Below are 788 nucleotides of genomic sequence, written 5' to 3' on the forward strand. Positions count from 1 at the left end.
CTCAGCGGCTGCGCGAGCTCCTATACCGGCAGCACCACTGTCAGAGGCGGCGTGCTGCAGGTCTCGTGCCTGGCCAATGGCGGCGTCAACAGCGCGATCGGCGCATCGAGCAGTGCTGCGGCCAACCTCGTCCTCACCGGCGGCACCCTGCAATATGTCGGCACGGGCGACAGCACCGATCGCCTGTTCACGCTCGGCGCCTCGGCCGGCAGCCGGCTCGAATCCTCCGGCACCGGCGCGATCGCCTTCACCAATACCGGAGCGATCGCATTCTCGGCTCTCGGCACGAGCCAGACGCTGGCGCTCGGCGGCACCAACACCGGCAACAACAGCCTTGCCGCACAGATCACCAACAACGGCGCCGGCGTGACCTCGCTGACCAAGGACGGCGCCGGCACCTGGATCCTCAACAATCAAAACAGCAGCTACGCCGGCATCACCACGATCAATGGCGGTGTGCTCGGCGTCAGCAAGCTGGCGAATGGCGGCCAGGCAAGCAGCATCGGCGCCTCGTCCAACGCGGCGGCCAATCTGGTGATCGGCAACGGCTCGACGTTGCGCTACACCGGTAGCGGCGACACGACTGACCGGCTGTTCACGCTCTCGGCCGGCACCAGCTTCATCGAATCCTCAGGCACGGGCGCCGTCGTCTTCAGCAACACGGCCGCGGTTACCTATTCCGGCAGCGGCCCGCGCACCATCGCGCTCGGCGGCACCAATACCGCGCTCAACATCATGGGCGGGGCGATCGCCGACGGCGCCGGCGGTGCAACCACGCTGGCCAAGAA

1 protein-coding gene is annotated in these 788 nt (G+C 67.5%); it reads left to right on the forward strand.

The features are described 5' to 3' along the window. A partial coding sequence (locus tag EN906_RS35880; protein WP_206529284.1) for an autotransporter-associated beta strand repeat-containing protein occupies window positions 1–788 on the forward strand: 788 nt, incomplete at both ends.

It is taken from the genome of Mesorhizobium sp. M7A.F.Ca.CA.004.06.1.1 (genome assembly GCF_003999135.1).
Classification (GTDB): domain Bacteria; phylum Pseudomonadota; class Alphaproteobacteria; order Rhizobiales; family Rhizobiaceae; genus Mesorhizobium.